This window comes from Shigella sp. FC1567 (assembly GCF_001743015.1).
GTDB lineage: Bacteria > Pseudomonadota > Gammaproteobacteria > Enterobacterales > Enterobacteriaceae > Escherichia > Escherichia coli.
On the sequence record NZ_MIIV01000140.1, the window covers coordinates 1 to 5,207 of the forward strand.

Sequence of the window (5,207 nt, forward strand, 5' to 3'; positions counted from 1 at the left end):
AAAGGTTCTCAGTATGTATCGCTGGCCTACACACAGCGGCTTAAGGAAGCCGGATTACTGGCATCAACAGGAAGTACAGGCGACTCGTATGACAACGCGATGGCGGAGAGCATCAATGGTCTTTACAAAGCGGAGGTAATACACCGTAAGAGCTGGAAAAACCGTGCAGAAGTGGAACTGGCCACACTCACGTGGGTGGACTGGTATAATAATCGACGATTGCTGGAAAGGCTGGGCCACATCCCTCCGGCAGAAGCAGAAAAAGCTTATTATGCTTCCATCGGAAACGATGATCTGGCAGCCTGAGTTCACAGATAAAACACTCTCCAGGAAACCCGGGGCGGTTCATAGCGATGGAATATGCTTTTCTGGTCGCGCTGGCGCAGGGAACATTACCCGCTACGCCTGCGGATTAAGTATTTTCCAGATAATGTTTCAGTGTTAAACGCAGCTCCGGGCTCATGCTGTCCAGGTTATTAAATGACCAGCGCAGATAGCCCGGATCGCGTTCGGCAACGTCGGAAACCGCTTTGCCACGGTATTTGCCAAAGGTGAAGGTCGTCATCAACGACGGACGTCCGGTGATATCGGCCATCTGTTCTGCCGTCCAGCCGGAGGTGTTCATAATATCGATAAGCAACGCGGCGGTGATATAACAGTCATACAACGCGCGGTGATGATGCAGGCCCGGCGGCGTCTGTACATTGAGCTTCCGTGTTTTATATAACGCCATATTGCTGTACTTGATCCCTGGCCACAAACGACGGGCCAGTTTCATAGTGCAAATCCACTCACCGGGCATCTCAGGCAGTACGCGGCGGTCAAAGCTGGCGTTGTGCGCGACATACCATTCACTACCGTAATAGTGTGGGATCACATCTTCAATCCACGGTTTATCGGCGACCATGGCTTCGGTGATGCGATGAATCGCCATCGCTTGTGGACTAATAGGACGATCGGGGCGCACCAGGTGGCTCATGGGGTTGACGATTTTTCCGTCAATGACATCAACAGAGGCAATCTCAACGATCCCTCCCTGCAAACCGCAGGTTTCTGTATCGATAATGCGCAACATGGCATGCTCCAGGCCGAAAAAGCCTAGCGTAATGGAATGATATCGCCTTGCCAACCCTGTGATGAACGCTGACCGACTAACAATAATGAACCACGATCGGCGCGAACGATGAGACGACCATATTCATCCCATAGTGCACTGTTACCACGGGCATTTGCCATCAGCACGGCAATCGAGTACTGATGTGAAAAAAATTGTAAGCGACGGGCCGACGCCAGCAGGTCGGGTTCTCCCAGACATTGCCCTGTAGTAAACAGTGAACAGGTCGGGTCCATATCCATACCTTGCGGTTGTTCATCGACCACCGTGATGGTTCTGGAACGACGGCCCAGACATGCACCATGACTCTGATGGTAGATCCCAGGCGTTTTTCGCCACGGTGCGAACACCGCAATTCCACGAATAAAGCGATCGTTATATTCAACGGGAAGGCCGGCAATGATGGTCATTCGCCAGGTCGTTGCGGCATAACAAAGCGGGTCTAACAGTGAGAGATCGGGTGGGGCAGGAAGGGCACGTCGCGAATAATCACACGCCAGTAAAGAAAGCGATGGAAAAACTAACAGCTGACATTGTTGCCTGGCGGCGGCCCTCACAAACTCCAGATGATGAGCTACCTGTTCGGTGAGTGAGGTTTTACGAGGCTCATATTGCGCTGCTGCAACTTTCCAGAACGACATAATGACTTCCTTTTCAAAATGACTGCAAATTATGGGTGCGGTTTAGAAAATACTCATAATTTAGCAGGCGTTATGTAAGAAAGTGTAACTCTGTATAAGTTTTATTTAAGTTTGGGCTCGTAAGGTAAACGTGACAGTTTGACCGAAGCCAAACGGTGGGCAATAAGCCTCTCGCGAAACCAGCTGCGCAAATGTTCAGGCTGTTCACGTTCAACCGCTTCAGCGATCACCGGCATATTGTAGCGTTCTTTAAATGCCACCCCGGCCGCCGCCAAATCGACATTCACTTTATCCATTTCTGTTTGATCCAGTTTAGCCAGATTCTTCAGCATTCTTAATCTCCTCATCATTCGCGGGCAAAAGTTACTAAGAGTGAGCCAGGATGGCAAGCCGGAATTGATGATCCTCGACTCAGACATTAGACAAGGTTATGCTCTGTAAAAAAGTTATTACAAAAAGTAATAGATAATATGGCTTCAACTGCACGCTCCCTTCGCTACGCGCTGGCAATCCTGACCACTTCGTTGGTGACACCTTCCGTCTGGGCACATGCGCATTTAACGCATCAGTATCCTGCGGCAAACGCGCAAGTGACAGCTGCACCGCAGGCAATCACTTTAAACTTCTCGGAAGGTGTTGAAACAGGATTCAGTGGTGCAAAAATCACGGGGCCAAAAAACGAAAATATTAAAACATTACCGGCGAAGCGAAATGAGCAGGACCAAAAGCAACTGATTGTTCCACTGGCCGATTCGCTGAAACCCGGAACCTACACCGTTGACTGGCATGTTGTTTCGGTGGACGGGCATAAAACGAAAGGACACTACACCTTTAGCGTGAAATAAATCATGCTGGCGTTTACCTGGATCGCGCTGCGATTTATCCATTTCACCTCGCTGATGCTGGTTTTTGGCTTCGCAATGTACGGTGCCTGGCTGGCCCCCTTGACGATTCGTCGCTTGCTGGCGAAGCGTTTTCTGCGTTTACAACAGCACGCTGCCGTCTGGAGTTTGATCAGTGCCACTGCAATGCTCGCCGTTCAGGGCGGGTTGATGGGAACGGGATGGACAGATGTATTTTCGCCAAACATTTGGCAGGCTGTTTTGCAAACGCAGTTTGGTGGCGTCTGGTTATGGCAAATTGTTCTCGCCCTCGTAACGTTGCGCCCTTATGCAACCGCGGAATATGCCACGTTTGCTGTTTATGCTCACTACCGCGCAATTTATTCTGCTGGCGGGAGTGGGGCATGCGACGCTGAATGAAGGGGTAACGGCGAAAATCCATCAGACTAATCACACGATTCACCTGATTTGTGCGGCGGCGTGGTTTGGGGGATTACTGCCGGTGCTCTGGTGTATGCAACTCATCAAAGGCCGTTGGCGACACCAGGCTATTCAGGCGCTGATGCGTTTTTCATGGTGCGGGCATTTTGCGGTGATCGGCGTACTGGCAAGCGGGGTGCTTAGTGCATTGTTGATTACCGGATTTCCCCCCACGCTTACGACTTACTGGGGCCAACTCTTATTGCTCAAAGCCATCCTGGTGATGATTATGGTGGTCATTGCGCTGGCTAATCGTTATGTTCTTGTACCGCGCATGAGGCAGGATGAAGATCGTGCGGCACCCTGGTTTGTGTGGATGACTAAACTCGAATGGGCGATAGGTGCGGTAGTGCTGGTGATCATCAGCCTGCTTGCGACTCTCGAACCTTTTTGATGGATTACGAAAATGATGAAAAAAAGTATTCTGGCGTTTCTGTTACTCACCAGTTCTGCAGCGGCGCTGGCTGCACCGCAGGTGATTACCGTCAGTCGTTTTGAAGTGGGTAAAGACAAATGGGCGTTTAATCGCGAAGAGGTGATGCTGACTTGCCGACCGGGTAATGCTTTGTATGTTATTAATCCGAGTACCCTCGTGCAGTATCCTTTAAACGATATCGCACAAAAGGAAGTTGCCAGTGGGAAGACCAATGCCCAACCCATTTCGGTGATTCAGATTGATGATCCTAACAATCCCGGCGAAAAAATGAGTCTGGCACCGTTTATAGAACGAGCTGAAAAACTCTGTTAATTACCTAAAATAGCCTTTTGATTTCCAATAAAAAAACCGCCTCAGTTCTTTCACCAGAACGGGCGGTTTTAACATTTCAGCTGATGACCACCACGCTTTTTATTGACCATTTTGCACGCAAACTGGAAAACCTGGCGTCGTCATCTATTCTTAAAGGGCAAGGCAACTAAGCCTGCATTAATGCCAACTTTTAGCGCACGGCTCTCTCCCAAGAGCCATTTCCCTGGACCGAATACAGGAATCGTATTCGGTCTTTTTTTAATTGCATTTGAAATCAATTAGTTGCAAATGTCTCCCCGAAATTTACTCGAATTTCTGTATTCCGGTCTTTTTTGGTTATATCACAACCAAAATACATTTAACAATCCATTTACGTTAAAATCAGAGCAGTAAGTACGTTTTTTCTCTCTCATCAAGATACATTTTTGTTGTCTTCTCCGATGTGTGGCCAAGTAGACGCTGAGCAAATTCTTCTCCACATGTTTCTTTGTACAATCGTCCAGCCAGGCTTCTGACTTCGTGAAAAGTTGGTGGGTTTTCACTGAACTGGATACCTGTTAATTTTCTGGCTGCGACAAATTTCTTTGTCAGGCCGTCCGGGTGAATGCTGCCGTCAGGGCTGTTTTTTCTAATCCCGGCACTGATTAGATAATCCCCCCTACTTACCATGCGGCACTGTTCAACTACTGCACCAAGTCGTAAACCAGCGACAGGAAGGCTGAGTGACAGGGGGATAGCAATCATCATTCCTGTCTTAATTTGCCTGATGTGGAGACGATCATCATAAATATCACTGAACCGCATATTCGTTATGTCTTCGCGACGTTGTCCTGTTACAAGGGCTAAATCCATAGCTAATGGGAACCATGCCGGAAGTTGATCTGCTGCCTCCCTGATGCAGTTGTATGTCTGAGGTAGCCTGAGTTTAACGGACACTCCTTCCTGAAATAGAATGGCATCAGAAGGAGCTAATAATGAGCAGAAAAAACCAACGTTACTCTAAAGAGTTCAAAGCCGAAGCTGTCAGAACGGTTTGAACCGCCCCGAGTTTCCTGGAGAGTGTTTTATCTGTGAACTCAGGCTGCCAGATCATCGTTTCCGATGGAAGCATAATAAGCTTTTTCTGCTTCTGCCGGAGGGATGTGGCCCAGCCTTTCCAGCAATCGTCGATTATTATACCAGTCCACCCACGTGAGTGTGGCCAGTTCCACTTCTGCACGGTTTTTCCAGCTCTTACGGTGTATTACCTCCGCTTTGTAAAGACCATTGATGCTCTCCGCCATCGCGTTGTCATACGAGTCGCCTGTACTTCCTGTTGATGCCAGTAATCCGGCTTCCTTAAGCCGCTGTGTGTAGGCCAGCGATACATACTGAGAACCTTT

7 protein-coding genes and 3 pseudogenes are annotated in these 5,207 nt (G+C 48.9%); 5 read left to right on the forward strand and 5 right to left on the reverse strand.

What is annotated here, in order from left to right; genetic code table 11:
* Both BHE85_RS10250 and BHE85_RS28390 read left to right on the forward strand, forming a co-directional pair.
* The coding region (locus tag BHE85_RS10250) for an integrase core domain-containing protein (protein ID WP_032232747.1) at positions 1 to 306 on the forward strand (306 nt) is incomplete at its 5' end.
* Between the two features lie 23 nt (positions 307 to 329).
* Positions 330 to 416 (forward strand): annotated as a pseudogene (locus BHE85_RS28390) (hypothetical protein); the annotation flags it as partial.
* On the opposite strand, the gene exoX reads toward BHE85_RS28390, so the two are convergent.
* The 3 genes from exoX to holE form a co-directional block, all read right to left on the reverse strand.
* Positions 413 to 1,075 carry an exodeoxyribonuclease X gene (gene exoX / locus BHE85_RS10260; RefSeq protein ID WP_000944260.1) on the reverse strand — a complete coding sequence of 221 codons (663 nt, stop codon included), beginning with the start codon at positions 1,073 to 1,075 and terminating at the stop codon, positions 413 to 415. The pseudogene BHE85_RS28390 and the gene exoX overlap by 4 nt on opposite strands.
* 23 nt (positions 1,076 to 1,098) lie before the next feature.
* Positions 1,099 to 1,755, reverse strand: coding sequence for a carbon-nitrogen hydrolase family protein YobB (yobB, locus tag BHE85_RS10265; protein WP_000011642.1), 657 nt, complete (start codon positions 1,753 to 1,755; stop codon positions 1,099 to 1,101).
* Positions 1,756 to 1,856: 101 nt separating this feature from the next.
* Positions 1,857 to 2,087 carry a DNA polymerase III subunit theta gene (gene holE, locus BHE85_RS10270; RefSeq protein WP_000916761.1) on the reverse strand — a complete coding sequence of 77 codons (231 nt, stop codon included), beginning with the start codon at positions 2,085 to 2,087 and terminating at the stop codon, positions 1,857 to 1,859.
* 138 nt (positions 2,088 to 2,225) lie between these two features.
* Between holE and yobA the strand changes: the two genes are divergently transcribed.
* The 3 genes and pseudogenes from yobA (at position 2,226) to BHE85_RS10285 (ending at position 3,825) form a co-directional block, all read left to right on the forward strand.
* Complete coding sequence (yobA, locus tag BHE85_RS10275; protein ID WP_000168747.1) at positions 2,226 to 2,600, forward strand: CopC domain-containing protein YobA; 375 nt, start codon at positions 2,226 to 2,228, stop codon at positions 2,598 to 2,600.
* A 3-nt stretch (positions 2,601 to 2,603) separates the two neighbouring features.
* Positions 2,604 to 3,471: pseudogene (gene copD, locus BHE85_RS10280) on the forward strand (copper homeostasis membrane protein CopD).
* A 12-nt stretch (positions 3,472 to 3,483) separates the two neighbouring features.
* Positions 3,484 to 3,825, forward strand: coding sequence for a YebY family protein (locus BHE85_RS10285; protein ID WP_000976476.1), 342 nt, complete (start codon positions 3,484 to 3,486; stop codon positions 3,823 to 3,825).
* A gap of 381 nt (positions 3,826 to 4,206) precedes the next feature.
* Here the strand turns inward: BHE85_RS10285 and BHE85_RS10290 are convergent.
* Together BHE85_RS10290 and BHE85_RS10295 are read right to left on the reverse strand one after the other, a co-directional pair.
* Positions 4,207 to 4,737, reverse strand: a pseudogene (locus BHE85_RS10290) (tyrosine-type recombinase/integrase); the annotation flags it as partial.
* Positions 4,738 to 4,901: 164 nt separating this feature from the next.
* On the reverse strand, positions 4,902 to 5,207 hold a 306-nt coding region (locus BHE85_RS10295; RefSeq protein WP_032232747.1), incomplete at its 5' end, for an integrase core domain-containing protein.

Bases quoted from the DNA above. Each gene is read 5' to 3' on its own strand.
- exoX (WP_000944260.1), bottom strand. From the start codon at position 1,075: ATGTTGCGCATTATCGATACAGAAACCTGCGGTTTGCAGGGAGGGATC.
- yobB (WP_000011642.1), bottom strand. From the start codon at position 1,755: ATGTCGTTCTGGAAAGTTGCAGCAGCGCAATATGAGCCTCGTAAAACC.
- holE (WP_000916761.1), bottom strand. From the start codon at position 2,087: ATGCTGAAGAATCTGGCTAAACTGGATCAAACAGAAATGGATAAAGTG.
- yobA (WP_000168747.1), top strand. From the start codon at position 2,226: ATGGCTTCAACTGCACGCTCCCTTCGCTACGCGCTGGCAATCCTGACC.
- BHE85_RS10285 (WP_000976476.1), top strand. From the start codon at position 3,484: ATGATGAAAAAAAGTATTCTGGCGTTTCTGTTACTCACCAGTTCTGCA.